This window comes from Streptomyces sp. NPDC022552, from assembly GCF_055561875.1.
Genome location: NZ_JBVHGJ010000008.1, coordinates 57890 through 84665, shown reverse-complemented (window position 1 = coordinate 84665; position 26776 = coordinate 57890). Strand labels below are relative to the sequence as shown.

The 26776-nt window shown below is 71.6% G+C and carries 24 protein-coding genes; 18 read left to right on the top strand and 6 right to left on the bottom strand.

Translation table 11 applies throughout. The features are described from left to right. Nucleotides 1-54 precede the first annotated feature (54 nt). The 8 genes from ACZ3OF_RS21660 to ACZ3OF_RS21625 all read left to right on the top strand — a co-directional run bounded on the left by ACZ3OF_RS21660 (nt 55) and on the right by ACZ3OF_RS21625 (nt 9267). Nucleotides 55-1824: an ABC transporter substrate-binding protein gene (locus ACZ3OF_RS21660; protein WP_361672310.1), complete on the top strand. Its 1770-nt coding sequence runs from the start codon at nt 55-57 to the stop codon at nt 1822-1824. Between the two features lie 126 nt (nt 1825-1950). Then, nucleotides 1951-2949 carry an ABC transporter permease gene (locus tag ACZ3OF_RS21655; protein WP_361434596.1) on the top strand — a complete coding sequence of 333 codons (999 nt, stop codon included), beginning with the start codon at nt 1951-1953 and terminating at the stop codon, nt 2947-2949. Then, entirely contained in the window at nt 2946-4067 is a 1122-nt protein-coding gene (locus ACZ3OF_RS21650; protein WP_361434595.1) for an ABC transporter ATP-binding protein, read from the top strand. Before ACZ3OF_RS21655 ends, ACZ3OF_RS21650 begins: the two co-directional genes overlap by 4 nt. Next, nucleotides 4037-5224, top strand: a complete 1188-nt coding sequence (locus ACZ3OF_RS21645; RefSeq protein ID WP_361672707.1) for an ABC transporter ATP-binding protein — start codon at nt 4037-4039, stop codon at nt 5222-5224. Before ACZ3OF_RS21650 ends, ACZ3OF_RS21645 begins: the two co-directional genes overlap by 31 nt. Before the next feature lie 199 nt (nt 5225-5423). Continuing rightward, a complete protein-coding gene (locus ACZ3OF_RS21640) occupies nt 5424-6101 on the top strand; it encodes a trimeric intracellular cation channel family protein (RefSeq protein ID WP_361672307.1) in 678 nt (225 codons plus the stop codon). A 22-nt stretch (nt 6102-6123) separates the two neighbouring features. Next, on the top strand, nt 6124-6984 hold the full coding sequence (locus ACZ3OF_RS21635; RefSeq protein WP_361672305.1) for a thioesterase family protein: 861 nt from the start codon (nt 6124-6126) through the stop codon (nt 6982-6984). A 17-nt stretch (nt 6985-7001) separates the two neighbouring features. After that, on the top strand, nt 7002-7964 hold the full coding sequence (locus ACZ3OF_RS21630; RefSeq protein WP_467306263.1) for a helix-turn-helix transcriptional regulator: 963 nt from the start codon (nt 7002-7004) through the stop codon (nt 7962-7964). 139 nt (nt 7965-8103) lie between these two features. Then, entirely contained in the window at nt 8104-9267 is a 1164-nt protein-coding gene (locus tag ACZ3OF_RS21625) for a cysteine desulfurase family protein (RefSeq protein WP_467306261.1), read from the top strand. Here the strand turns inward: ACZ3OF_RS21625 and ACZ3OF_RS21620 are convergent. Continuing rightward, nucleotides 9260-9910, bottom strand: a complete 651-nt coding sequence (locus ACZ3OF_RS21620) for an N-acetylmuramoyl-L-alanine amidase (RefSeq protein WP_361672298.1) — start codon at nt 9908-9910, stop codon at nt 9260-9262. The two genes, ACZ3OF_RS21625 and ACZ3OF_RS21620, sit on opposite strands and share 8 nt — an antisense overlap. A gap of 61 nt (nt 9911-9971) precedes the next feature. On the opposite strand from ACZ3OF_RS21620, the gene mnmA reads away from it, so the two are divergent. Continuing rightward, entirely contained in the window at nt 9972-11102 is a 1131-nt protein-coding gene (gene mnmA / locus ACZ3OF_RS21615) for a tRNA 2-thiouridine(34) synthase MnmA (protein WP_361672296.1), read from the top strand. Nucleotides 11103-11145: 43 nt separating this feature from the next. On the opposite strand, the gene ACZ3OF_RS21610 is transcribed toward mnmA, so the two are convergent. Beyond that, nucleotides 11146-11931: an alpha/beta fold hydrolase gene (locus ACZ3OF_RS21610; RefSeq protein ID WP_467306258.1), complete on the bottom strand. Its 786-nt coding sequence runs from the start codon at nt 11929-11931 to the stop codon at nt 11146-11148. Between the two features lie 106 nt (nt 11932-12037). Between ACZ3OF_RS21610 and ACZ3OF_RS21605 the strand changes: the two genes are divergently transcribed. The 9 genes from ACZ3OF_RS21605 (at nt 12038) to gatB (ending at nt 22584) form a co-directional block, all read left to right on the top strand. Next, nucleotides 12038-12577, top strand: coding sequence for an LOG family protein (locus ACZ3OF_RS21605; RefSeq protein ID WP_467306256.1), 540 nt, complete (start codon nt 12038-12040; stop codon nt 12575-12577). 7 nt (nt 12578-12584) lie between these two features. Then, complete coding sequence (locus ACZ3OF_RS21600; protein ID WP_361599790.1) at nt 12585-13283, top strand: SDR family oxidoreductase; 699 nt, start codon at nt 12585-12587, stop codon at nt 13281-13283. Between the two features lie 12 nt (nt 13284-13295). Next, nucleotides 13296-14330 carry a methionine synthase gene (locus ACZ3OF_RS21595; protein ID WP_467306254.1) on the top strand — a complete coding sequence of 345 codons (1035 nt, stop codon included), beginning with the start codon at nt 13296-13298 and terminating at the stop codon, nt 14328-14330. A 33-nt stretch (nt 14331-14363) separates the two neighbouring features. Further along, nucleotides 14364-16544 (top strand): NAD-dependent DNA ligase LigA, encoded by a 2181-nt coding sequence (gene ligA, locus ACZ3OF_RS21590; RefSeq protein ID WP_467306252.1) that lies wholly within the window; start codon nt 14364-14366, stop codon nt 16542-16544. A 242-nt stretch (nt 16545-16786) separates the two neighbouring features. Further along, the gene (locus ACZ3OF_RS21585; protein WP_467306250.1) at nt 16787-18928 is read left to right on the top strand and encodes a putative bifunctional diguanylate cyclase/phosphodiesterase; all 2142 of its coding nucleotides are present in this window, start codon (nt 16787-16789) and stop codon (nt 18926-18928) included. 94 nt (nt 18929-19022) lie between these two features. Continuing rightward, a complete protein-coding gene (gatC, locus tag ACZ3OF_RS21580; protein ID WP_015036350.1) occupies nt 19023-19319 on the top strand; it encodes an Asp-tRNA(Asn)/Glu-tRNA(Gln) amidotransferase subunit GatC in 297 nt (98 codons plus the stop codon). Nucleotides 19320-19323: 4 nt separating this feature from the next. Beyond that, the gene (gatA, locus tag ACZ3OF_RS21575) at nt 19324-20817 is read left to right on the top strand and encodes an Asp-tRNA(Asn)/Glu-tRNA(Gln) amidotransferase subunit GatA (protein ID WP_361672286.1); all 1494 of its coding nucleotides are present in this window, start codon (nt 19324-19326) and stop codon (nt 20815-20817) included. Continuing rightward, complete coding sequence (locus ACZ3OF_RS21570) at nt 20814-21056, top strand: hypothetical protein (protein WP_361434582.1); 243 nt, start codon at nt 20814-20816, stop codon at nt 21054-21056. Before gatA ends, ACZ3OF_RS21570 begins: the two co-directional genes overlap by 4 nt. A 16-nt stretch (nt 21057-21072) precedes the next feature. After that, nucleotides 21073-22584: an Asp-tRNA(Asn)/Glu-tRNA(Gln) amidotransferase subunit GatB gene (gatB, locus tag ACZ3OF_RS21565; protein ID WP_361672283.1), complete on the top strand. Its 1512-nt coding sequence runs from the start codon at nt 21073-21075 to the stop codon at nt 22582-22584. Nucleotides 22585-22624: 40 nt separating this feature from the next. Here gatB and ACZ3OF_RS21560 read toward each other — a convergent pair whose 3' ends face one another. Genes ACZ3OF_RS21560 through ACZ3OF_RS21545 form a run of 4 tightly spaced genes read right to left on the bottom strand, consistent with a single transcriptional unit; the run spans nt 22625 to nt 26737 of the window. Next, complete coding sequence (locus ACZ3OF_RS21560) at nt 22625-25387, bottom strand: tetratricopeptide repeat protein (protein ID WP_467306246.1); 2763 nt, start codon at nt 25385-25387, stop codon at nt 22625-22627. Continuing rightward, a complete protein-coding gene (locus ACZ3OF_RS21555) occupies nt 25384-25776 on the bottom strand; it encodes a hypothetical protein (RefSeq protein ID WP_361672277.1) in 393 nt (130 codons plus the stop codon). Before ACZ3OF_RS21555 ends, ACZ3OF_RS21560 begins: the two co-directional genes overlap by 4 nt. Then, the gene (locus ACZ3OF_RS21550) at nt 25770-26015 is read right to left on the bottom strand and encodes a DUF397 domain-containing protein (protein WP_361672275.1); all 246 of its coding nucleotides are present in this window, start codon (nt 26013-26015) and stop codon (nt 25770-25772) included. The genes ACZ3OF_RS21555 and ACZ3OF_RS21550 overlap by 7 nt, the downstream gene beginning before the upstream one ends. Next, nucleotides 26012-26737 carry a Scr1 family TA system antitoxin-like transcriptional regulator gene (locus ACZ3OF_RS21545; RefSeq protein WP_467306242.1) on the bottom strand — a complete coding sequence of 242 codons (726 nt, stop codon included), beginning with the start codon at nt 26735-26737 and terminating at the stop codon, nt 26012-26014. Before ACZ3OF_RS21545 ends, ACZ3OF_RS21550 begins: the two co-directional genes overlap by 4 nt. Nucleotides 26738-26776 lie beyond the last annotated feature (39 nt).

The following is a 26776-nucleotide window of genomic DNA, read 5'->3' as shown; positions in this document are numbered from 1 at the left end:
TCAAGACCGGCGGACCGTTTCGACGGCCGCCACTATTCCGGAGGTTGCGAGACCATGACTCTGAACAGCTCTTCGCGGCGCAGAATCGCCGCCGGTGCGCTGCTCGCCGCGGCCACGATGGTCGTCACCACCGCCTGTGGCGGCGGCAGCGGCGACGGTGGCGACAAGGGCAAGACCGGCGCGGCCGGCTTCAACGCCGCCGTGAACAAGGTCGCCAACCCCTCGGACAAGAAGGGCGGCGAGCTGAAGTTCATCGGCTCGCAGGAGGCCGACTCGTGGGACCCGCAGCGCGGCTACTACGGCTTCGTGTGGGACTTCGCGCGCTACTACACGCGTCAGCTGGTCACCTTCAAGGCCGAGCCGGGCGCCGCCTCCACCGAGCTGGTCCCCGACCTCGCCACCGACGCCGGCAAGGTCTCGCCCGACGGTCTGACCTACACCTTCACGCTGAAGGACGGGGTGACCTGGGAGGACGGCAAGCCGATCACCTCCAAGGACATCAAGTACGGCATCGAGCGCATCTGGGCCCAGGACGTCATCTCCGGCGGCCCGATCTACCTCCAGCAGGTCCTCGACCCCAAGGGCGAGTACAAGGGTCCCTACAAGGACACCTCCGCGGACAAGCTCGGCCTGAAGGCGATCGAGACCCCGGACGACAAGACCATCATCTTCAAGCTGCCGGTCGCCAACGGTGACTTCCTGCAGATGCTGGCCATGCCCGCCGCCTCCCCGGTCCGCCAGGACAAGGACACCAAGGCCAAGTACGGCCTGAAGCCCTTCTCCTCCGGCCCGTACAAGTGGCAGGAGTACACCCCCAACAAGTCGATGCTGCTGGTCCGCAACGACAAGTGGGACGCCAAGACGGACACCGTCCGCAAGGCCCTGCCGGACAAGATCAGCGTCGCGTTCACCACCAACGCCGACGACATGGACAACCGCCTGATCGAGGGCGAGTACGACCTCGACCTCAACGCCACCGGCGTCGGCGCGGCGGCCCGTGCCAAGGTGCTCCAGCAGCACAAGGAGAACGCGGACAACCCGCAGACCGGATTCATCCGCTACGCGGTCTTCCCGCAGACGGTCATCGACAACGTCGAGTGCCGCAAGGCGATCATCTACGCGGCCGACTCCAAGTCCCTCCAGACCGCCCGTGGTGGCCCGCAGGCCGGTGGCGACATCGCCTCCAACATGCTGCCCCCGGCGATCAAGGGTGCCGACCCGAAGGCCGACCCGTACGGCAAGCTGGCCGGCAAGGCGGACGTCGCGAAGGCCAAGGAGGCGCTGCAGAAGTGCGGTAAGCCGAACGGCTTCAAGACCACCATCGCGGTTCGTAACAACAAGCCGATCGAGATCGCCACCGCCGAGTCCCTCCAGCAGTCGCTGAAGGCCGTCGGCATCGACGCCCAGATCGACCAGTTCGACGGCGCCCAGACCTCCGGCATCATCGGTTCGCCGAAGGTGGTCAAGGACAAGGGCTACGGCATCATCATCATGGGCTGGGGCGCCGACTTCCCGTCGGGCCAGGGCTTCCTGCAGCCGCTGGTCGACGGCCGCTTCATCCTGCAGAGCGGTAACAACAACTTCTCGGAGCTGAACGACCCGGCCGTCAACGGCCTGTTCGACCAGGCGCTGAAGGAGACCGACCCGGAGAAGGCCGGCGAGCTCTACAAGCAGATCAACACCAAGGTCTCCGAGGCCGCGATCTACCTGCCCTTCACCCACGAGAAGAACATCATCTGGCGCTCCTCGCGACTGACCAACGTCTACACGGCCGACGCCTACAACGGCCGCTACGACTACGCGTCGCTCGGCGTCATGAAGTAAGTGCCAGAGTCAATCCACCCGCTCCAACGGCGCACCACCCGCCGCTAGGTCCGAAGGGCAGGTGATGGCCGCCCACGGTGGCCGGGGATCCCGATCGGGATCCCCGGCCACCGGACGGCCGACCGCATGCTTGCATATCTCGTACGACGGCTGTTCGCCGTCGCAGTGATGCTGATGGTCGTCACCCTGGTGACGCTCAGCATCTTCTTCCTCATCCCCAAGCTGACCGGCAGCGACCCTGCCGCGATGTTCGTCGGCAAGCAGGCGGATCCGGCTTCCATCGAGGGCGTCCGCCAGAAGCTGGGCCTGGACGAGCCGATCCTGGTGCAGTTCTGGCACTTCGTCTCCGGCATCTTCGTCGGCCGGGACTACACCGGCGGCGGCGACACCATCCACTGCGCGGCGCCCTGCTTCGGCTACTCCTTCCGTACGGAACAGGACGTCTGGACGCTGCTCGTCGACCGGATCCCGGTCACGATCTCCATGGTCATCGGTGCGGCCCTCCTGTGGCTCGTCATGGGTGTGGCCACCGGCGTCCTCTCCGCGCTCAAGCGGGGCACCGTCGTCGACCGCGCGGCCATGATCACCGCGCTGGCCGGCGTCTCGCTCCCCATCTACTTCACCGCCATGCTGGCGATGTTCGCCTTCCGCACCCAGCTGGGCTGGCTCGACGCCAAGTACGTACCGATCACCGAGTCCTTCGGCGGCTGGTTCGGCGGACTGCTGCTGCCCTGGGTCACCCTCGCCTTCCTGTACGCGGCGATGTACGCGCGGCTCACCCGCGCCACCATGCTGGAGGTCCTCGGCGAGGACTACATCCGTACCGCACGGGCCAAGGGTCTGCCGGAGCGGGTCGTGCTCGGCAAGCACGCCATGCGCTCCACCATGACTCCCATCCTGACCATCTTCGGCATGGACCTCGGCGCCCTCGTCGGCGGCGCGATCCTGACCGAGACCGCGTTCAGCCTGCCGGGCCTCGGCAACGCCGCCTTCAAGGCGGTCAGCGACCGCGACCTGCCGCTGATCCTGGCGGTCACGCTCATCACCGCGGCCGCCGTCGTGATCGCCAACCTCGTGGTGGACCTTCTGTACGCGGTGATCGACCCCCGAGTGAGGCTCGCATGACGGACAAGCTGACCAAGACCGGCGCGGCCCTGGGGGAACCGGTCGCGTCCGGGAACGCCCCGTCCGACGCCTTCCTCGACGTCCGTGACCTGAAGATCCACTTCCCGACCGACGACGGTCTGGTCAAGTCCGTCGACGGGCTCTCCTTCCAGCTGGAGAAGGGCAAGACCCTCGGCATCGTGGGCGAGTCCGGCTCCGGCAAGTCGGTGACCTCGCTCGGCATCATGGGTCTGCACACCGTCGGCCAGTACGGCCGTCAGAAGGCGCGGATCTCCGGCGAGATCTGGCTGAACGGCCGTGAGCTGCTCTCGGCCGACCCCGAAGAGGTGCGCAGGCTGCGCGGCCGCGACATGGCGATGATCTTCCAGGATCCACTGTCCGCGATGCACCCGTACTACTCCGTCGGCGCGCAGATCGTGGAGGCGTACCGGGTCCACCACCCGGTCGACAAGAAGACCGCGCGCAGGCGCGCCGTCGAACTCCTCGACCGGGTCGGCATCCCCGAGCCGGCCAAGCGGTTCGACAACTACCCGCACGAGTTCTCCGGCGGTATGCGCCAGCGCGCGATGATCGCGATGGCGCTGGTCAACAACCCCGAACTGCTCATCGCGGACGAGCCGACCACCGCGCTCGACGTGACGGTCCAGGCGCAGATCCTGGACCTGATCCGGGACCTGCAGAAGGAGTTCGGCTCCGCGGTCGTCATCATCACCCACGACCTCGGCGTCGTCGCCGAGGTCGCCGACGACATCCTCGTGATGTACGGCGGCCGGTGCGTGGAGCGCGGCCCGGCCGAGGCGGTCTTCTACGAGCCCCAGCACCCCTACACCTGGGGTCTGCTCGGCTCGATGCCGCGGATCGACCGCGAGCAGACCGACCGGCTCATCCCGGTGAAGGGCAACCCGCCCAGCCTGATCAACGTGCCCAGCGGCTGTGCCTTCAACCCGCGATGCCCGTACGCGGATGTCCCCAAGGGCGGCATCACGCGCACCGAGCGCCCCGAGCTGCGGCTCGCGCCGACGGGCGGCGAGCACGCCGACCGTCACTACTCCGCCTGCCACATGTCGACGGAGGAGCGGACCCGGATCTGGACCGAAGAGATTGCGCCGAAGCTGTGAGCGACAACAAGAGCACTGAGCCCCTGCTCAAGGTCAACGGCCTGGTGAAGCACTTCCCGATCAAGAAGGGGCTGCTCCAGCGCCAGGTCGGGGCGGTCAAGGCGGTCGACGGCATCGACTTCGAGGTGTACCCCGGGGAGACCCTCGGCGTCGTCGGCGAGTCGGGCTGCGGCAAGTCGACGATGGGCCGGCTGATCACACGGCTGCTCGAACCGACCGGCGGCACCGTCGAGTTCGAGGGCGTGGACGTCTCGCACCTCGGTGTGGCCAAGATGCGTCCGCTGCGCCGCGACATCCAGATGATCTTCCAGGACCCGTACGGCTCGCTGAACCCGCGCCACACGGTCGGCACGATCGTCTCGGCGCCGTTCAAGCTCCAGGGCGTGGAGCCCGAGGGCGGGGTCAAGAAGGAGGTCCAGCGCCTCCTCGGCCTGGTCGGCCTGAACCCGGAGCACTACAACCGCTACCCGCACGAGTTCTCGGGCGGCCAGCGCCAGCGCATCGGCATCGCGAGGGCGCTCGCCCTGAAGCCGAAGCTGGTCGTCGCCGACGAACCGGTCTCGGCACTGGACGTCTCGATCCAGGCGCAGGTGGTGAACCTCCTGGACGACCTCCAGGAGGAGCTGGGCCTCACGTACGTGATCATCGCCCACGACCTGTCGGTGATCCGGCACGTCTCGGACCGGATCGCGGTGATGTACCTCGGCAAGATCGTGGAGCTCGCGGACCGCAAGTCCCTGTACGAGTCGCCGATGCACCCGTACACCCGCGCGCTGATGTCGGCGGTCCCGATCCCGGACCCCCGCCGCAAGGGCGCGAAGAGCGAGCGCATCCTGCTGAAGGGCGACGTCCCGTCCCCGATCGCCCCGCCGCCGGGCTGCCGCTTCCACACGCGCTGCTGGAAGGCGACGGAGGTCTGCAAGACGGTCGAGCCGCCGCTGATCGAGCTCCGCCCGGGCCAGCGGGTCGCATGCCACCACCCGGAGAACGCGGAGGGCGTGACGGTGCCGGCGGCGAGGGAGTCGGTGGAGGTGTCGATCACGAAGCGGGAGGCTCCGGAGGCCGTCGCGGAGGCCCCGGTTTCGGAGGACGTCCCGAAGGCGGACGCCCCGGCCGAGCCCGAGGCGCCGTCCGAGGGCGGTACGGCCAAGGAGTAGCGCGGCGCGCGGCTGCGTGCCCCCGGGGTCCCGGGGACGGAGCCCCCGGTCCCGTCAGGGTTCCGGTACGGGGTACCTCCCGGGCGAAGCTCTGGGGAAGGGGCGGGGTGGGGAGTTCCCACCCCGCCCCTTCCCGCGCCGCCCCCGGTCCCCGGCGCCGCCCGCCCCTCGCCGTCGCGGACCCGTCACAATGGGCGCCGTGTTCCACGATCTGTTCAGTCCCTCCGTACAACACGCCCTCGATCTCGTCGGCATCTTCGTCTTCGCCATCTCCGGCGCCCTCCTGGCCGTCCGGAAGAACTTCGACGTCTTCGGCATCGCCGTCCTCGCCGAGGTCACCGCCCTGGGCGGCGGGCTCCTGCGCGACATGATCATCGGCGCCGTGCCCCCCGCCGCCTTCACCGACCTCGGCTACTTCCTCACGCCGCTCGTCGCCACCGCACTCGTCTTCTTCCTGCACCCCGAGGTCGAGCGCACCCAGACCGCCGTCAACGTCTTCGACGCGGCCGGGCTCGGACTCTTCTCCGTCACCGGCACCATCAAGGCGTACGAGTACGGTCTCGGCCTCACCGCCTCCGCCGCCCTCGGTCTCGCGACCGCCGTCGGTGGCGGTGTCCTGCGTGACGTGCTCGCCAACGAGGTGCCCTCCCTGCTCCGCTGGGACCGCGACCTCTACGCCGTGCCCGCGATGGTCGGCGCCACGACGGTCGTCCTCTGCATCCGTTTCGACGCGCTCAACACGTTCACGACCGGCGCCGCCGTGCTCATGGCCTTCGCCCTCCGTCTGCTCGCCATGCGCTACCACTGGCGCGCGCCCCGCGCCTGGAACCGCCGTACGTCCGCCCGCGAGGAGCCCGAAAAAGCTACCGCTCAGTAGCATCCTGTTGTACGGTCAGGACATGAGCACGAGCATCGAGACGACGCCCGACGCGACGACGACGGTCAGCGAGTTCGACCGCGACACCGCCGTCACCCTCCGCGCCCCCGGTGTCTACGACGCCGACCTCTCCGCCGGCTGGACGATCATCAACGCCGTCAACGGCGGCTACCTCCTCGCCCTGCTCGGCCGCGCGCTCGGCGACCACCTGCCGCACCCGGACCCGTTCACGATCTCGGCGCACTACCTCACACCGTCCGTGCCCGGCCCCGCGGTGATCCGCACGGAGACCGTCCGCACCGGCCGCACCCTCTCCACGGGCCAGGCCTCGCTCTTCCAGTACGCCGAGGACGGCACCGAGGTCGAGCGCATCCGCGTCCTCGCCTCGTACGGCGACCTCGACGCGCTCAGCGACGACGTCCGCACCTCCGCCGCGCCCCCGGCGATCGCCCCCATCGACCAGTGCTTCGGCCCGTCCGACGGCCCGCGGCCCCCGATCCCCGGCTCCAACGCGATCACCGACCGCCTCGCCCTCAAGCTCGACCCGGCGACCGTCGGCTGGGCGATCGGCGCGCCGTCCGGGAACGGCGAGATGCGCGGCTGGTTCGGCCTCGCCGACGGCCGTGAGCCGGACGCGCTCTCCCTGCTCCTGACCGTCGACGCGCTGCCGCCGACCTCCTTCGAACTGGGCCTCAAGGGCTGGACCCCCACGGTCGAACTCACCACGCACGTGCGCTGCCGCCCGGCCCCCGGACCGCTGCGGGTCTCCATCACCACGCGGAACCTCGCCGGCGGCTTCCTGGAGGAGGACGCGGAGGTCTGGGACAGCGCGGACCGCCTCGTCGCCCAGTCCCGTCAGCTGGCCCGCGCCCCGCGCGCCTAGGCGACTAGCGTGAGGCGGTGAAGTCCGACCGCCTCCTCTCCCTCCTGCTGCTGCTCCAGACGCGAGGCCGGGTGCCCGCCGCGGAGCTCGCCGAGCGCCTCGAAGTCTCCGTACGCACCATCTACCGGGACGTCGAGGCGCTTTCGGCGTCCGGGGTGCCGGTGTACGCCGAGCGCGGCCGGTACGGGGGTATCGCGCTGCTCCCCGGCTTCCGTACGGACGTCACGGGGCTGACGGCCGACGAGTCCCGCGCGCTGTTCGTCCTCGCCGCGCAGGGCGCCCATGAGGCCCTCGGGCTCGACCGGGCACTCGGCTCGGCCCTCCGCAAGGTCATGGCCGCCCTGCCGGAACCCCACCGGCCCGCCGCCGAACTGACGAGCCGCCGGATCCTGGTCGACCCGGACCGCTGGATGCGGGCGCCTCGTCCCGCCGTGGACCTGGACGTCCTCGACCGGGCCGTCTTCGCCGACCGGCGCGTACGGCTGCGGTACCGGAGCAGCGGGGCGCAGGCCCCGAAGACGTACACGGTCGACCCGTACGGGCTCGTCGTGAAGGCGGGCGTCTGGTACCTGGTCGCCGACCACCGCACGGAACCCCGCCTCTTCCGCGCCGACCGGGTCCGGAGCGCCGAACTGCTCGACGACCCGGTGCGGCGGCGGGACGGGGTGGAGCTGGCGGAGGTGTGGGAGGCCCTGCGCCGCCGCGTCGAGACCCGGCCGGCCGGCGTCCTGGTGCGGGCCCGGATCCGCCGTGACCGCCTCGACCGCTTCCTCCGCCTCCACGGCGACCGTATGACGGCGCCGCCGCCGGAGGGGGACGAGGAGTGGACGGAGGTCGAACTGGCCTTCCCCGAACCGGGCGACACCCGACCCCTCCTGGCCCTCGGCGGCAGCATCCAGGTCCTCTCCCCGCCGGAGATCCGAACCCTCCTGGCCCAGGCGGCCGCAGAGATCCTGGCCCTCCACACGGACCCGCCCTGAGGGCGCCGAAGCCGGAGGGCGTGGCGCCGACGGCCGGGGCCCGGGCGTGCCGCCCCGCCGTCCGGTGGCGGTCGCGTGGCCTCCCCGGCCCGGGGCCGTGACCGAGTGGCCGGCTGCGCCCTCGTAGAATCAAGGCACCATGGCTTACCTCGACCACGCCGCGACCACGCCCATGCTTCCCGAGGCGATCGAGGCGATGAACGCCCAGCTCGCCGTCACGGGCAACGCCTCCTCCCTGCACGCGGCCGGGCGGCGCGCCCGGCGTGTCGTCGAGGAGGCGCGCGAGACCCTCGCCGCCGCCCTGGGCGCGCGGCCCAGCGAGGTCGTCTTCACCTCCGGCGGCACCGAGGCCGACAACCTCGCCGTCAAGGGCCTGTACTGGGCCCGCCGTGACGCCGACCCCGCCCGCACCCGCGTCCTCGCCAGCCCCGTCGAGCACCACGCCGTCCTCGACGCCGTCGACTGGCTCGCCACGCACGAGGGCGCCACCGTCGAGTACCTCCCCGTCGACGGCCACGGCCGCGTCCACCCCGACGCCCTGCGCGAGGCGATCGCCCGCGAGCCCGGGACCGTCGCGCTCGCCACCGTCATGTGGGCGAACAACGAGATCGGCACGGTCATGCCGGTACGCGAACTCGCCGACGTCGCCCGCGAGTTCGACGTCCCCCTGCACGCCGACGCCGTCCAGGCCTTCGGTCAGCTCCCGGTCGACTTCGGCGCCTCCGGCCTCGCCGCCCTGACCGTCTCCGGCCACAAGATCGGCGGCCCCTACGGCATCGGGGCGCTGCTCCTCGGACGCGAGTACAGCCCCGTCCCCGTCCTGCACGGCGGCGGCCAGGAGCGCCACGTCCGCTCCGGCACCCTGGACGCGCCCGCCATCGCCGCCTTCGCCGTCGCCGGGCGGCTCGCCGCCGAGCGGCGCGAGGAGTTCGCCCGCGAGATCGGCGCCCTCCGCGACGACCTGGTCGCGGCCGTCCTCGCCGCCGTCCCCGACGCGATCCTCGGCGGCGACCCGGTCGACCGGCTCCCCGCCAACGCCCACTTCACCTTCCCCGGCTGCGAGGGCGACTCGCTCCTCCTGCTCCTCGACGCCCAGGGCATCGAGTGCTCCACCGGCTCCGCCTGCACCGCCGGTGTCGCCCAGCCCAGCCACGTCCTGCTCGCCACCGGTACCGACCCGGACCTCGCCCGCGGCACCCTGCGCTTCACCCTCGGCCACACCTCCACCAAGGAGGACGTCGCGGCGGTCGCCGGCGCCATCGGCCCGGCCGTCGAGCGCGCGCGCACCGCCGGTCTCACGTGACCCTCTTCGAAGCCTCCCGTACGAGCTCCATGTAGCGGTCCCAGTCCCAGTGCGGCCCGGGGTCCGTGTGGTCGGTCCCGGGCACCTCGACGTGCCCGACGATGTGCTCCCGGTCCACGGGGATGCCGTACCGGGCGCAGATCCCCGCCGTCAGCCGCGCCGAGGACGCGTACATCGCCGCCGTGAAGTCCTGCGGACGGTCCACGAAGCCCTCGTGCTCGATCCCGACGCTCCGCTCGTTCATGTCCCGGTTCCCCGCGTGGAACGCCACGTCGAGCTCGCGGATCATCTGCGCCACATGACCGTCCTTCCGCACGACGTAGTGCGTGGCGGCCCCGTGCCCCGGGTTCTTGAAGACCTTCAGGGCCGTCGCGTAGCTGCCCTGGACGACATGGATCACCACCCGGTCGATCGTGAAGTCGGCCGGGCGGTCCGCCCGCCGCCAGTTCGCCCGGGACGCCGCCGACCAGTCCGCGCCCTTGTGGTCGAGCTCGCCCTCCACCCGGTCCTTCTCCGTCCCCGGCAGCCGCCACCAGGCACGAGCCAGCTCGTCCCGTGCCAGCGCCGCCGTACCGAGCACGGCCGCGCCGCCGCCGAGCAGGACGGCTCGCCGCCCCACCCCCCGCTTCTTCTCGCTCCCCATGTGCAGGACAACGCTTACTCACGCGACCGCGGTTCCCGGAGCCCCGTACCCTGGTAGGGCTATGACTCAGACTCCGCCGCAGCGCCCCCTCCGTGTCCTCGCCGCCATGTCCGGCGGCGTCGACTCCGCCGTCGCCGCCGCCCGCGCCGCCGAAGCCGGGCACGACGTCACCGGCGTCCACCTGGCGCTCTCCGCGAACCCGCAGTCCTTCCGTACCGGTGCGCGCGGCTGCTGCACCATCGAGGACTCCCGCGACGCCCGCCGCGCGGCCGACGTCATCGGCATCCCGTTCTACGTCTGGGACCTCGCCGAGCGCTTCCGCGAGGACGTCGTCGACGACTTCGTCGCGGAGTACGAGGCGGGCCGCACCCCCAACCCGTGCCTGCGCTGCAACGAGAAGATCAAGTTCGCGGCCCTGCTCGACAAGGCGCTCGCACTCGGCTTCGACGCGGTCTGCACCGGTCACTACGCCACCGTCGTGCTCAACGAGGACGGCTCGCGCGAGCTGCACCGCGCCTCCGACATGGCCAAGGACCAGTCGTACGTCCTCGGTGTCCTGGACGAGAAGCAGCTCGCCCACGCGATGTTCCCGCTGGGCGACACCCTCACCACCAAGGACGAGATCCGGGCGGAGGCGGAGCGGCGCGGTCTCGCGGTGGCGAAGAAGCCCGACAGCCACGACATCTGCTTCATCGCCGACGGCGACACCCAGGGCTTCCTGGCCTCCCGACTCGGCCGGGCGGAGGGCGACATCGTCGACGAGTCGGGGGCGAAGGTGGGCACCCACGAGGGTGCGTACGGCTTCACCATCGGCCAGCGCAAGGGCCTGCGGATCGGCCACCCGGCGCCGGACGGCAAGCCGCGCTACGTCCTGGACATCTCGCCCGTGAACAACACGGTCACGGTCGGTCCGGTCGAGGCGCTCGACGTCACCGGCCTGACGGCGATCAAGCCGCGCTGGTGCGGCACGGCTCCGGAGGGCTCCGGCCGCTACACCGCCCAGCTGCGCGCCCACGGCGGCGAGACGGCGGTGACGGCGGCGCTGGAGGACGGCGAGCTGACGGTCACCTTCGACGAGCCGGTCCGGGGCGTGGCCCCCGGCCAGGCGATCGTGCTGTACGACGACACGCGCGTGGTGGGCTCGGCGACGATCGCGACGACGGTACGACGCGAGGCGACGGCGACGGTCTGACGCGGGTACGCGTACCTGCCCGGCGGGTCTCCGACGGATCCCGTCACTCCTCCTCGAAGAACTCCTCCAGGACCGGCGCCAGGACGTGCGGTGCCACCTGGTGCGTCTGACCGGTCAGGGTGCGATGGCGGCCGCGCGGGAGGGCCGTCGCGACCGCCATCGCCGCGCGGCGCGTCCGGGCAGGGCTCGCCCCGCCGTCGACCACGAGCGCCCGCGTGTGGACCCGTCCCAGCCGCGCCGCCGGTACGGTCCCGTCGCCCAGGACCGCGTGGTCGTACGCGAGGGTGTGCGCGACGGCCTCCAGCTGCGGCCCTCCCCGCTCCGGTCCCGCCCCCTCCCTCAGGAACAGCTCGACGGCGGCACCCCGCTGCCCGCCGTCGAGGAGCCCGGCCAGCCGCCGCCGGCGCCATGCGAAGGCGTCCCGGGCCCCGGCCTCCGTGGAGAACGGCGGCTCGAAGACCGACAGCCGCTCGATCGGCAGCCCGCCGGCCGCCGCCGCGAGGGCCAGCGCCCCGCCCGACGAGACGCCGTGCACGAAGGCCCGGCCACCCACCTCGTCGATCAGCGCCGCCAGATCGTCGACCTCCCGCCGCACCCCGTACGGCCCCGTGTCGCCGCTCCCGCCCCGCCCCCGCCGGTCGTAGGTCACGACCGCGTAGTGCGGCGCCAGAAGATCGGCCAGCGGCTGTTCCGTACCGGCCGTCGACAGGGCCCCGCCCACGAGGATCACCGCGGCCCCCTCCCCGCGCCGCTCGTACGCGATCCTCGTCCCGTCCGCCGACCTGACCCGCCCCCGGACCCTGTGCAGAGTGTCGCTCATCTCGTCCATGCCAGTGCTGACCGGACGCGCTCCCGGAACTCATCGGCGTGGCAAGGAAATTCCCGAAAGAATCTTGAAAGCCGAGGTCAGGGATGTGAGGGATACGGTGGGAGCCATGAACATCTGCGTCTTCCTCTCCGCCGCCGACCTCGACGAGCGCTACACCGCCCCCGCCCGCGACTTCGCCGAACGGCTCGGGAAGGCGGGCCACACCCTGGTGTGGGGCGGCTCCGACGTCGGCCTGATGAAGGTCGTCGCGGACGGGGTGGAGGAGGCGGGCGGCCGGCTCGTCGGCGTCTCGGTCGAGTTCCTCGCCGCGAAGGCCCGGCCCGGCGCGGACCAGATGATCGTCACCAAGGACCTCGCAGCGCGGAAGGCGCTGCTCCTGGCCAAGTCCGACGCGATCGTGATCATGGTCGGTGGCACCGGCACCCTGGACGAGGCCACCGAGGTCCTGGAGCTGAGGAAGCACGGCAAGCACACCAAGCCGGTGGTCCTGCTGAACACGGCCGGGTTCTACGACGGACTGAAGGCGCAGTTCCAGCGCATGGAGGCGGAGGGCTTCCTGCCGCTGCCCCTCGCCGACCTGGTGTTCTTCGCCGAGGACGGCGAATCCGCTCTCGCCCACCTTGAGGAGTCGATCGCCGCACGGTGATGGGACCATGGTCCCCATGGCTACTCATGTGATCACCGGGGCAGGTTCCGGCATCGGCGCGGCGGTCGCGCGACGGCTCCACGCGCGCGGGGACGAACTCGTGCTCCACGCGCGCGACGCCGGCCGGGCCAAGGAGCTCGCCGCCGAGTTCCCCGGCGCCAGGACCCTCGTCGGCGACCTCGCCGACCCCGACCGGCTGTCCTGGGCGTTCTCGCACCAGAGCCTGCCCGAGCGGGTCGACACGCTCCTGCACATCGCGGGTGTGGTCGACCTCGGCCCGGTCGGCGACCTCACCCCCAAGACCTGGCGCCACCAGCTCAACGTCAACCTCGTCGCCCCGGCCGAGCTGACCCGGCACTTCCTGCCCCAGCTCCGCGTCTCCCAGGGCCACGTGGTCTTCGTCAACTCCGGCGCCGGGCTCAACGCCCACGCCGAGTGGAGCGCCTACGCCGCCTCCAAGCACGGCCTGAAGGCGCTCGCCGACTCCCTGCGCCACGAGGAGCACGGCAACGGGGTGCGGGTCACCTCCGTCTACCCGGGCCGCACCGCCAGCCCGATGCAGGCGAAGGTCCACGCCCAGGAGGGCAAGGAGTACGACCCCTCGCAGTGGATCGACCCCGAATCGGTCGCGACCACGATCCTCACGGCCGTCGACCTCCCGCGTGACGCGGAGATCAACGACCTGACCGTCCGTCCGGGACGGTAGGAACCAGGAACAGTGAGCGAGACGCCAGGAACATTGAGCGAGACGAGCGAGCAGCAAGAGTTCCCCTGGGGGCCCGCCACCGGCGTCGGCTCCCTGCCGGGCGGTGACGCCCGCGAGGCCGCCAGGACCGTCACCGGCTCCTTCGAGGACTTCCCCTTCCTCGCCGAACTGCCCGCGCGCGGCCCCGGTGCCGACATGATCGGGCGGACCATCGGACTGCTCGTCGAGATGTACGCGCACGTGGAGCCGAGCGGATGGCGGGTCAGCGACCGGCCGGGCCGCGACACCCGGCGTGCCCGCTCCTGGCTCGGCGAGGACCTCGACGCCCTGGAGGAGTTCACCCAGGGCTACGAGGGCCCGCTCAAGGTCCAGGCCGTGGGCCCATGGACGCTCGCCGCGGCGCTCGAACTGCGCGGTGGCGAGGCCGCCCTCGGCGACCCCGGCGCCTGCCGGGACCTCACGGGCTCCCTCACCGAGGGCCTCCGCGCCCACCTCGCCGAACTCCGCAAGCGGATCCCGGGCGCCCGGCTCGTCCTCCAGCTCGACGAGCCCTCCCTCACGGCCGTCCTGCGCGGCCATGTCCGTACCGCCAGCGGCTACCGCACGTACCGCGCCGTCGACCGGCAGGTCGTCGAGAGCGCGCTGCGCGAGGTGGTCGCGGTCCACGACGGCCCGGTCGTCGTCCACTCCTGCGCCCCCGAGGTGCCGTTCGGGCTGCTGCGGCGGACCGGTGTCTCCGGGGTCTCGTTCGACTTCGGTCTCCTCACCGAACGTGACGAGGAGCCGATCGGCGAGGCCGTCGAGGCCGGCACCAAGCTCTTCGTGGGCGTGGTGCCGTCCACCGACACGGCATTGTCCGACCCGGGCGGTAGCGTCATGGGTGTCAGGACGCTGTGGCGCAGGCTGGGGCTGAATCCGGGGACTCTCGCCGAGTCCGTGGTGGTCACCCCCACGTGCGGTCTCGCGGGCGCTTCGCCCGCGTATGCCCGCGCGGCCCTCGCCCACTGCGCCCGGGCGGCGAGATCGCTCGCGGACAACCCTGAGTGACTTCGGTCAGAGGCAACGGGAGGACGAGTAACGGTGGCAGTCGAACAGGGGGCCCTGCCCGCCGAGGCACGGGAGAAGCACGCGGACCTGGCCGAGCAGGTCGAGGAGCACCGCTTCCGGTACTACGTGAGGGACCAGCCGGTCATCAGCGACGGCGAGTTCGACAAGCTCCTGCGCTCCCTGGAGGCGCTGGAGGAGGAGTACCCCGAGCTGCGCACGCCGGACTCGCCGACGCAGAAGGTCGCGGGGCAGTACGAGACGGAGTTCACCTCCGTCGCGCACCGGGAGCGCATGCTCTCCCTCGACAACGCCTTCGACGACCTGGAACTGGCCGCCTGGGCCGAGCGGACCGCCCGTGACGTCGGCACGCCCGACTACCACCTGCTGTGCGAGCTGAAGGTCGACGGCCTCGCGGTCAACCTGACGTACGAGCGCGGCAGGTTGACCCGGGCGGCCACCCGGGGCGACGGCCGGGCCGGCGAGGACATCACGCCCAACGTCCGCACGATCGCCGACATCCCGGACCGGCTGCACGGGGACCGCGTCCCGGAGCTCGTCGAGATCCGCGGCGAGGTCTACTTCCCGATGGAGGCCTTCGAAGGGCTGAACGCGCGTCTGGTGGAGGCGGGCGACAAGCCCTTCGCCAACCCGCGCAACGCGGCGGCCGGTTCGCTCCGGCAGAAGGACCCGAAGGTCACCGCGACCCGCCCGCTCCGGATGGTCGTTCACGGCATCGGCGCCCGCGAGGGCCTGGACATCGACCGCCTCAGCCAGGCGTACGAGCTGCTGCGCGAGTGGGGCATGCCGACCGCCCGGCACAACAAGGTCGTGGCCTCGCTCGACGAGGTACGGGAGTTCATCGCGTACTTCGGCGAGAACCGCCACTCCGTGGAGCACGAGATCGACGGGGTCGTCGTCAAGCTGGACGAGATCCCGCTCCAGGGCCGGCTCGGCTCCACCGCGCGCGCCCCGCGCTGGGCGATCGCCTGGAAGTACGCGCCCGAGGAGGTCAACACCAAGCTGGTCGACATCAAGGTCGGTGTCGGCCGGACGGGCCGGGTCACTCCGTACGCCCAGGTGGAGCCGGTCACGGTCGCCGGTTCGGAGGTCGAGTTCGCCACGCTCCACAACCAGGAGGTCGTGAAGGCCAAGGGCGTGCTGATCGGTGACACGGTCGTGCTGCGCAAGGCCGGTGACGTCATCCCGGAGATCCTCGGCCCCGTCGCCGACCTGCGGGACGGCACCGAGCGGGAGTTCGTGATGCCCGCCGAGTGCCCCGAGTGCGGGACGCCGCTGCGGGCCATGAAGGAGGGCGACATCGATCTGCGCTGCCCCAACGCGCGGACCTGCCCCGCCCAACTGCGTGAACGTCTCTTCTATCTGGCGGGCCGTGAGTGCCTGGACATCGAGAACTTCGGCTCGGTGGCCGCGGCCGCGCTGACGCGCCCCCTGGAGCCGGCCGAGCCGCCTCTGGTCGACGAGGGCGATCTCTTCGACCTCACCATCGAGCAGCTCCTGCCGATCAAGGCGTACGTCCTCGACTCCGACAGCGGGCTGCCCAAGCGGGACCCGAAGACCGGCGAGGAGAAGGTCGTCACGGTCTTCGCCAACCAGAAGGGCGAGCCGAAGAAGAACGCGCTTGCCATGCTGGCGAACATCGAGGCGGCCAAGGCCCGCCCGCTCGCCCGGTTCATCAACGGCCTCTCCATCCGGCACGTGGGCCCCGTCGCCGCCCAGGCGCTGGCCCGCGAGTTCCGCTCCCTGGAGCGGATCGAGCAGGCGAGCGAGGAGGAGCTGGCGGCCGTCGACGGGGTCGGCGGGATCATCGCCACGGCGGTGAAGGACTGGTTCTCCGAGGAGTGGCACCGCGAGATCGTGCGCAAGTGGCGTGCGGCGGGAGTGGCGTTCGAGGACGAGGGCGCCGGCGAGGAGCAGGGGCCGCGTCCGCTGGAGGGACTGACCGTCGTCGTCACCGGCACCCTGCAGAACTTCACCAGGGATGGCGCAAAAGAGTCGCTCCAGAGCCGCGGTGCGAAGGTCACCGGTTCCGTTTCGAAGAAGACCGACTTCGTGGTGGTCGGCGAGAACCCCGGGTCCAAGTACGACAAGGCGATGCAGCTGAAGGTTCCGGTTCTCGACGAGGACGGTTTCGGCGTGCTGCTCGAACAAGGGCCCGAGGCCGCTCGGGAGGCCGCGGTTCCGGTCGAGGGATAGCCGGGAGGGAGCCGGAGCGGCGGCCGCGCGAACGTCACCCGTTTGGCGCATACCAGATCGTTACGGGTGGCCAGGTCGCATTCGGGCAAGACATGGAGAGCGCTGCCCGTCGGAGCCCTCCGCGGCCTAGTGTTGAGACCGTGCGTCTGTCGCGCACGGCCGCGTGAGGGCTCTGCCGGTCGTGGCGGCATGACAACGGCCCATCGCGTTGCATCGGCACCGCCGGCTGTGAGAGGGACGGAATGAAACCGACCGAGAGTGCCGCCGCCCCGGTCTCACGGCCGCGTGCCCGCGCGGCCTTCGTGGGCATCACCTCCGGGCTGCCCGGAGCGGTGGTGGGGCTCGCCGCCGGCGCGCTCGTCACCGGGCTCTACCACGTCCTGAGCGCCGGCCACGGACTCTTCCCCGGCGGCGCCGAAGGCTGGTCCCTCGCGGTCCTCACCGGACTCATCGTCGGACACCTGGTCGCCCTCGGCCGCGACCGCTGGTGGGGCGGCACCGGCTCCGGCGCCGCCCTCACCCTCGCCGTCCTGCTCCTCTACGGCTGGGTGCCCGCCGGACTCGTCTCCATGGCCGTCGTCCTCCTGGTCGGCGCGGCCCGCCGGCACCGCTGGCGCCAGGGCCTGTTGCACGGCGCCGTGGACGTCCTCGGCGTCGGCGCCGCCGCCCTGGTGCTCGCCGCGTTCGGAGACGTACCGACGGTCGAGCACCCCTGGCAGCCCCCCGACTGGGGGATCGCCGACGTACCGGAAGTCGTGCTCGCCGCCGGCACCTACCTCATGGTGACCCGGCTGCTCCTCTGGTACGCCCTCTCGCCCCGCAGCGGCGGACTGCCGACCGTCGCCCGCACCGCCCTGCTCCGGCAGGGCCTCGTCGCGGTCGCCCTGCTCGGCATCGCCCCGCTGATCTGCGTCGTCGCCGTCGCCCAGCCGATCCTGCTGCCGCTCTTCGCCGTCCCGCTCATCGCCCTCGACTCCACCCTCTGGATCGCCCGCGCCCGCGCCGAGGAGCAGCTGCGCGACCCGCTCACCGGGCTGCCGAACCGCCAGTGGCTCCTGGAGCGGGCCTGGACCGCCCTTGAGGAGGCCGAGGGGGAGGGCGCCCGCTCGGCCCTCGTCCTGATCGACCTCGACCGTTTCCGCTCGGTCAACGACACCCTCGGCCATCTCGCCGGGGACCGGCTGCTCCTCCAGATCGCCGAGCGGCTCAAGCTCGCCCTGCCGCGCGGGGCGGAGGCCGCGCGGCTCGGCGGCGACGAGTTCGCCGTCCTGCTCCCCACCGCCGACTCCACCACCAGCGCCCAGCGCGTCGCCCGCCACCTGGTCGCCGAGCTTTCCTCGCCGCTCGACCTGGACGGCCTCACCCTCGTCCTGGAGGCCAGCGCCGGCGTCGCGGTCTTCCCCGACCACGCGCTCGACGCCGAGGGGCTCCTGCGCCGGGCCGACGTCGCCATGTACCAGGCCAAGCGGGACCGTACGGGCGTCGAGGTGTACGAGTCCAAGCGCGACTCCAACACCCCTGACCGGCTCGGACTCCTCGGCGACCTGCGGCGCGCCCTGGACGCCGGCGAGGTCGAGCTCCACTACCAGCCCAAGGTCCGCTTCGACGGACAGGTCGCCGGCCTGGAGGCTCTGGTGCGCTGGGTGCACCCGGAGCGCGGGCGGGTCCCCCCGGACGAGTTCATCGCCATCGCCGAGTCCTCGGGCCTGATGCCCCACCTCACCGAGTACGTCCTGGAGACCGCGCTCGCGCAGGTGGCCCGGTGGCGTGCCCAGGGGTTGAACGTTCCTGTGGCCGTGAACGTCTCGCCCCGGGACGTCCACACCCCCGGCTTCGCCGGCGCGGTCGCCGCCCGCCTGGCCCGGCACGGCGTCCCGGCAGGGGCCCTGCAGCTGGAGATAACGGAACACGTGCTCCTGGAGGACCCGCAGCGCGCCGCCGACACCATGGCCGGGCTGACCGGCCACGGCGTGAAGATGTCCCTGGACGACTTCGGCACCGGCTACTCCTCCCTGGTCCACCTGCGGCGCCTCCCGGTGAGCGAGCTGAAGATCGACCGCTCCTTCGTCGCCCGGCTCGCCGTCGACGCCGAGGACGCCGAGATCGTGCGCTGCACCCTCGACCTCGCCCACTCGCTCGGCCTGCTCGTGGTCGCCGAGGGCGTCGAGGACGACGAGACCTGGGAGCGCCTGCGGGACCTGGGCTGCGACGCCGTCCAGGGCTGGCTGGTGGCCGCCGCGATGCCCCCGGCCGAGACCACCGCCTGGCTGCTCGCCCGCGGCGAACGCGGCTGGCGCCGCCCCTCGGAGGAGGCCGCGATGCAGGCCGCCGAGGCGGCCGCTGCCGTGGACCTCGACCAGTCCTCCGGCCAGGTGGTGCAGTAGCCGCGCGGCGGGCGGCGGGCAACCGTTTCACGGGTAGCGGTGCGGGCCCCATAGGATTGGGCCAACACCATCAAACTCACCCCGTGAGGATCGCATGCCTGGCATCACGCGCGAGGAGGTCGCCCACCTCGCACGGCTGGCGCGTCTGGAGCTGAAGGGCGAAGAGCTCGATCACTTCGCCGGTCAGCTCGACGACATCATCGGCGCGGTCGCCCGCGTCTCCGAGGTCGCCGACCAAGACGTACCGCCGACCTCCCACCCGCTGCCGCTGACGAACGTCATGCGCGCGGACGAGGTCCGTCCGTCGCTCACCCCCGAGCAGGCGCTCTCCGGCGCCCCGGCCCAGGAGCAGCAGCGTTTCAAGGTGCCGCAGATCCTGGGGGAGGACTAATCACATGACGGACATCATCAAGCTCACGGCCGCCGAGATCGCCGCGAAGATCGCCTCCGGCGAGCTCACCGCCGTCGAGGTGACCGAGGCCCACCTCGCCAGGATCGAGGCCGTCGACGAGAAGGTCCACGCCTTCCTGCACGTCGACCGCGAGGGCGCCCTCGCCCAGGCCCGCGCCGTGGACGAGAAGCGCGCCAAGGGCGAGAAGCTCGGCCCGCTGGCCGGCGTCCCCCTGGCGCTCAAGGACATCTTCACCACCGTCGGCGTGCCGACGACCGTCGGCTCGAAGATCCTCGAAGGCTGGATCCCGCCGTACGACGCGACCCTGGTGAAGAACCTGAAGGCCGCCGACGTCGTCATCCTCGGCAAGACCAACATGGACGAGTTCGCCATGGGGTCCTCCACCGAGAACAGCGCCTACGGCCCCACCGGCAACCCCTGGGACCTGACCCGGATCCCCGGCGGCTCCGGCGGTGGCTCCTCCGCCGCCCTCGCCGCGTACGAGGCGCCCCTCGCCATCGGCACGGACACCGGCGGCTCGATCCGCCAGCCCGCCGCCGTCACCGGCACCGTCGGCGTCAAGCCGACCTACGGCGGGGTCTCCCGCTTCGGCATGGTGGCCTTCTCCTCCTCCCTCGACCAGGGCGGCCCCTGCGCCCGTACGGTCCTGGACGCGGCCCTGCTGCACGAGGCCATCGCCGGGCACGACCCGCTGGACTCGACCTCCATCGACGCCCCGGTCCCGCCGGTCGTCGAGGCCGCCCGCAACGGCTCCGTCGCCGGCATGCGTGTCGGTGTCGTCAAGCAGTTCCGCGGCGAGGGCTACCAGGCCGGTGTCGTGCAGCGCTTCGACGAGTCCGTCGAGCTCCTCAAGGAGCTGGGTGCCGAGATCGTCGAGCTGGACTGCCCGACCTTCGACCTCGCCCTTTCGGCGTACTACCTGATCGCGCCGTCGGAGTGCTCCTCCAACCTGGCCCGCTTCGACGCCATGCGCTACGGCCTGCGGGTCGGCGACGACGGTACGAAGTCGGCCGAGGACGTCACCGCCCTCACCCGTGAGGCCGGTTTCGGCGACGAGGTCAAGCGCCGCATCATCCTCGGTACGTACGCGCTGAGCTCCGGCTACTACGACGCGTACTACGGCTCGGCGCAGAAGGTCCGCACGCTCATCACCCGTGAGTTCGAGCAGGCCTTCGAGCAGGTGGACGTGATCGTCTCCCCGACGACCCCCACCACCGCCTTCCCGATCGGCGAGCGCGCCGACGACCCGATGGCGATGTACCTCGCGGACCTGTGCACCATCCCGACCAACCTGGCGGGCAACGCCGCCATGTCGCTGCCCTGCGGCCTCGCGCCGGAGGACGGCCTCCCCGTCGGGCTGCAGATCATCGCCCCCGCCATGAAGGACGACCGGCTGTACAAGGTCGGCGCCGCCGTCGAGGCCGCCTTCGTGGAAAAGTGGGGTCACCCGCTGCTTGAGGAGGCTCCGTCGCTATGAGTGCCATGGCAAAGAAGGCCAAGAACTTCAAGAAGTCCAAGACCGGCGTCTACGTCTCGCTGGCGACCACCGCGTTCGGCGCCATCAGCGTCGCGAAGCAGGCCAAGATGGCCCGCAACGACAACGACATGCTGCGGCTGATCGACTCCGCCGTGTCCGCCGCCGCCATCGTTACCGGCCTGGCGATCCTCTACCGGGAGCTGAAGCGCCTGGGCGACGACGACGTCCTGCTGGGCTGAGAGGGAAAGTCTCACTGTGACCGTCACTGAACTGCTGTCGTACGACGCGGCGCTCGCTGCGTACGACCCCGTCATGGGCCTGGAGGTCCATGTCGAGCTCGGCACGAAGACCAAGATGTTCTGCGGCTGCTCGACCGAGCTGGGCGCCGAGCCCAACTCGCAGACCTGCCCGACCTGTCTGGGTCTGCCCGGCTCGCTCCCGGTCGTCAACGCGATCGGCGTCGAGTCGGCCGTCAAGATCGGTCTCGCGCTGAACTGCGAGATCGCCGAATGGTGCCGCTTCGCCCGGAAGAACTACTTCTATCCGGACATGCCGAAGAACTTCCAGACCTCGCAGTACGACGAGCCGATCGCCTTCAACGGCTATCTGGACGTCCAGCTGGAGGACGGGGAGATCTTCCGCGTGGAGATCGAGCGCGCCCACATGGAGGAGGACACCGGCAAGTCGCTGCACGTCGGCGGCGCCACCGGCCGGATCCACGGCGCGTCCCACTCCCTGCTGGACTACAACCGGGCCGGCATCCCGCTCATCGAGATCGTCACCAAGCCGATCGAGGGCGCGGGCGAGCGTGCCCCCGAGGTCGCCAAGGCGTACGTCGCCGAGCTGCGCGAGCTGATCCGCGCGCTGGACGTCTCCGAGGCGCGGATGGACAAGGGCCAGATGCGCTGCGACGTGAACCTGTCGCTGCGCCCCCACGGCACCACGACCTTCGGCACCCGCTCGGAGACGAAGAACGTCAACTCGCTCCGTTCGGTGGAGCGGGCGGCGCGCTTCGAGATCCAGCGCCACGCGGCCGTCCTCCAGTCGGGCGGCACGATCGTGCAGGAGACCCGTCACTTCCACGAGGACGACGGCTCCACCACCTCCGGCCGGATCAAGGACAACGCCGAGGACTACCGGTACTTCCCGGAGCCCGACCTCGTCCCCGTCGCCCCGGCCCGTGAGTGGGTCGAGGAGCTGCGTGCCGGGCTGCCCGAGCTGCCGCGCGTGCGCCGCAACCGGCTCCGTGAGGAGTGGGGTGTGTCGGAGCACGACATGCAGTCGATCCTCAACGCGGGCGCGGTCGACCTGATCGTCGCGACCACGGACGCCGGTGCTCCGGCGGACCAGGCCCGCAAGTGGTGGATGGGCGAGCTGGCCCGCTCCGCCAACGAGTCGGGCACGGCCCTGGACGAGCTGCCGATCACCCCGGCGCAGGTGGCCCGGGTGACCGAGCTGGTGGCCTCCGGCGACCTCACCGACAAGCTGGCCCGCCAGGTCATCGAGGGCGTGCTGGCCGGCGAGGGCGGCCCGGACGAGGTCGTCGAGAAGCGCGGCCTGAAGGTCGTCTCCGATGAGGGTGCGCTCGGCACGGCCGTCGACGAGGCCATCGCGGCCAACGCGGGCATCGCCGACAAGATCCGCGGCGGCAAGGTGGCCGCGGTCGGCGCCCTGGTCGGCGCGGTCATGAAGGCCACTCGCGGCCAGGCGGACGCGGCGCGCGTGAAGGACCTGATCCTGGAGCGCCTGGGCGTCTCCGAGGGCTGAGCGTCTGACTGGTACGCGAACAAGGGCGGCGTCCCGGGTCTCACGACCCGGGACGCCGCCCTCTTCGTAGCATCGTGAGACAGCCGGAGCGGGTCTTCCTCAGATGGGCGAGCAGCTCGGCGTAAGCGGGCGGGTTGGCGGGCGAGGACCGTTCGGCCAGGCCGATCGCCTCGTCTACCGGCCCCAGCGCCTCCTGCCACCGACCGTCGAGGGCGAGGAAGCGCCCCAGGTTGTTGAGGATCCTCGCCAGGTCGAAGGTGTACGCGGCGGGGGTGCGGGCCACTGCCGCGCGGTACAGCTCGACGGCGCGCCGGGTGACGGCGAGCCCCTCGGAGCGCCTCCCCGCCGCCTCCAGGCACAGGCCCAGGTTGGAGAGTGACATGGCGAGGTCGGCCCCGTGGAGGTCACGATTCCCGGCGAACAGCCTCTCGTGGATCGCGACGGCCTCCTCCACGGGTCCCAGGGCTTCGGCCGGACGCCCCGCTTCCACGAGGAACCTGCTCAGGTTCGACAGCGACATCGCCAGGACCTTCTCGTGGCCGGCGAGGTTCGCTGCGGCGAGACGGCGGCGGATCGCGGTGGTCTCGGCGGTGGCGTCGACGGCCTCGGCCGTCCGACCCGCCTCCCCGAGGTCGACGCCCAGACTCAGGAGGGCGTTGGCGAAGTCCGGTTCGTGCGCGGCCGCGTTGACCTTCGCGAGCCGGCGCAGGAGCGAGGTCGCCTCCTCGGAGAGCGCCAGGGCTTCCGCCCGGTGGCCCTGGAGGGCGAGGTGGTCGGCCAGGTTGGTGAGCGACTTCGCGAGGTCGGGCTCGTGAGCCGCAGGGTCCTGTGCGGCGAGCCGCCGACGGGTCGCCACCGCCTCCCGCCCCGCCTCGGCCGCCGCCGGCCAATGGCCGAGGTCGGAGAGATAGTTGGCGAGGCCGTGCAGCGCGTTCGCCAGGAACTCCTCGTGGACGGGGTCCGCCGCGGCGATCCGCCGCCAGATCGCCACCGCCCGCTCACCCGTGGCGAGGGCCTCCTCCGGGCGACCCGTCGCGGCGAGCCATATACCGACGTTGCTGATGAGCCCGGCATGCGTACCTTCGTACAGCGCGGGTTCGGTCCGGGCGAGTCGCCCCGTCAGGGCGGCGGCCTCGACGGCCGTGTCATGGGCCTCCTCGTGCTGCCCGAGGAGGCCCAGGCAGGTGGCGAGACGGCTCAGAGCGCCGGCGAGTGAGCCGATGTCGTCGGTCTCGCCGTACGCGTCGACGGCCCGCCGGGCCGCCGTCAGGGCCTCGTCGGGACGACCGGCGTTCTCGAGCCGGTTGGCCAGCTCGGCGTAGGCCACCCCGCGTGCGGCCGGACCGTTGTCGAGGACGAGCAGATGGCCGGCGAGCCGCTCGGTGAGGACCGCCATGCCCGCGTCGAGGTCGACATGGCGACGTACCGGGAATCGGCCCACGATGGCGGAGACCAGTTGGGCCGGTACGTCGTCCAGGGCGGCGAGCGCGCTCAGGGCGGCGCCGCCGGCGGCGAGCGCGAGGCCCGGCTCGGCGGCCAGGAGCGGGTAGAGGTGCCGTGGCCCGAGATGCGGCCAGCGCTGGGCCGCGGCCGCCAGAAAGGTGACCGCGCGCTCGGCGTGCGGACCGACCAGGTTCGCGGTGGTGGGCGCGGCCCAGTCCATGGCCGGGTAGTCGGCGCTGTGCCCCGGGAGGGTGAGGGCGAGGAAGTCCTCGGCGAGCCGGTCGGGATAGAGCGGCTCCATGACGGTAGCGCGCCCGGGCTCGGCGGCCGGGTAGCAGAAGGCGTGGTCGTCGAGGACCCGGCCGGGGGCCAGGCCGGTGTCGAGCCCGGCCACGACGGCCGAGCCGGCGAGCCGGTCGAGCGACCCGGTGAGCGCGGCGGCGAAGACGGCCCGGTTCATGGCCGGGGGAGGGGTGGCGTACGGCCCGCCCCGGGCGAAGAGGGTGCCCCAGTGCAGATGCTCGCGGTCGAGCAGGTAGACGGTCAGACCGGCGAGATCGGTGGGCGGCCGGCGTCCGCGCGCATGGGCGTCCACGGAGACGAGGGCGGCCATGTGGAGGGCGAGGGTCAGCCCGTACGGGGGAGGGGGGCCGGGCGCGGCCGGGACTGCGTACCGTACGGCGAAGGCGTCCCGGGCGGCCGTGTACATCGCGGCGCGAGCGCTGGTGCCGCCGGGAAGCTCGCCCAGGGCATGGCTGGAGGTGGCGGCCTGGTGGTTGGCGAGCGAGGCGCGTAGGGCGGGCCAGGCATCGGCGGTACGGGCGAGCAGCAGAACCCTCGTCGGCAGCCCGGGCCGGTGGAGCAGGGCGTTGCTGAACAGCCAGGTGAGGTGGGTGAGCGGCCACCGGTCCGCGTAGTCGACGACCAGCAGGACGCCGGGGTGCCCGTCGATCGTCAGGTCCTGGCTGCCGGGCGGCGGCTGGACCGACCCCGGGCCGTTGGTGGCGGCGACGACCCGCCAGCCCGCTTGCAGGGTCTCGTTCGCGAACCGTGCTGCGAGGCGGGTCTTGCCCTGCCCGCCGGGCGCGTGCATCCAGCGGACGGAGAGCCGGGTCCCCTGGTCACGCCACGCGCGCAGGTCGGCGAGCTCGGCCTCCCGCCCGGTGAACGGCACCACCTCGAAACGGGAGTTGAGCATCCGGCTCGGTAACTCCCGCAGCCACTCGGGGTCGGCCGAGGGCGCGGGACGCCAGTTCTGGAGGAGGTAGACGGGCGACCCGTCTCCGAACACATGGATGTCGGCCCCGATGACGCCGTACGCGTATCCGGAGAGCGCGGTGACGTGCTGCTCGAAGCTCACGCGCCCGGGTCGCGATGGAAGACGATGTTCCCGTACTGGACCCCGAAGACGCGCCCGTTGTCGTGGGCGGTGTTGCGCTGCACGGAGTGCTGGGCGCCCGGGGCGTCCCGTATCAGCTCGCGCAGTTCGTCGGCGTACTCCGGGTGCTCGGCGAGGAGAGCGCGGAGCCGCAGGGCCCAGGCGGGCACGAGCGCCTGCCGCGCCTCGTCGGCGTCCTCGGCTCCGGCGACCAGGGCGGCGTCCTCCTCAAGCCGCCCTGCGACCTCCGCGCGCCCCCGGAACAACCGTACGACTCCGTCCCGGGTGACCTGCCAGGCGTCGGAGGCCATGGCGGCGACAACGGCCCCGCCACCGGCGGCGGCCAGGGCGGTCAGCGACTCCTCTAACACGTCGCTTCCGCGATGAACTCGGCCCAGGCGGTGGGGGAGACGGTGAAGACGGGGCTCCTGTCGGCGAGCTTGGAGTCTCGGACGTGGACGGCGGCGGGGTGAGCGGCGACCTCGACGCAGGCCCCGCCCTCGCTGCCGCTGTAGCTCGACTTGCGCCAGTCGTAGGCGACTTCGAGGCAGTTGCCGCCGTCGCTTCCGCTGTAGCTGGACTTGAACCACGAAAGTTCTGCTGCGCTCATGTCACTCCTGCCAGACGATCCAGCAGGCCCTTGGTTTCCTCTGGCGTGAGGCCTGTGATCGCAGCATTCCATACTTCAGCTGAAGGATCCCGACCTCGTCGGCATCCTCGATGAGGAAGCTGACGCGCTGGCCTTCGATGTAGGCGAGGTGCTGATGCTCCGGGGTCTCGATAAGGGCCATGGGCCCGTCGAGCCCCGCGTGCGTGGTGCGACTGTTCGGACTCGTCCAGAACGAAGGTCATCATCGGCGGCCAGGGCTTCTGCTCGAAGATGCGCTGTCGGTCAATTCGGCCCAGCAGCCGCTCCTTGGCCTCCTGCTCGGTGATGGGCGGATAGAGGCAGTCGAAGACGGCGCCCGCGTACTCAGGTGTCTGGAGGAGACCGGGCACGACCTGGTTCTCGTACGAGAGCAGGCTGAGCGCCGCTTCTTCAAGATCGATGAACTCCTGCGCGAACGCCGGATACCGCTCCCTCTGCGGGACCTTCTCCACCGTCGCCGTCAACGCCCCCTTCGTCTGGAGCAGTTCGTCCAGCCCCTCCGCGAGCTTCAGCCGTAACGGCCGCCGCCCCTGCTCGATCGACCCCAGCGTCTCCAGTCCGACGCAGACGAGCGACGCGAGCTGTGGCTGTGTCATGCCCGCGTGCTTCCGGTAGAGGCCCACGAGCGCGCCGACCACTTCCCACGAAGGGACCTTCTTCTCGGGTTTCTTCCCTGGCTGCATGGGCACTGCCTTCCCCTCCGCGCGCGTACCCGACGCATT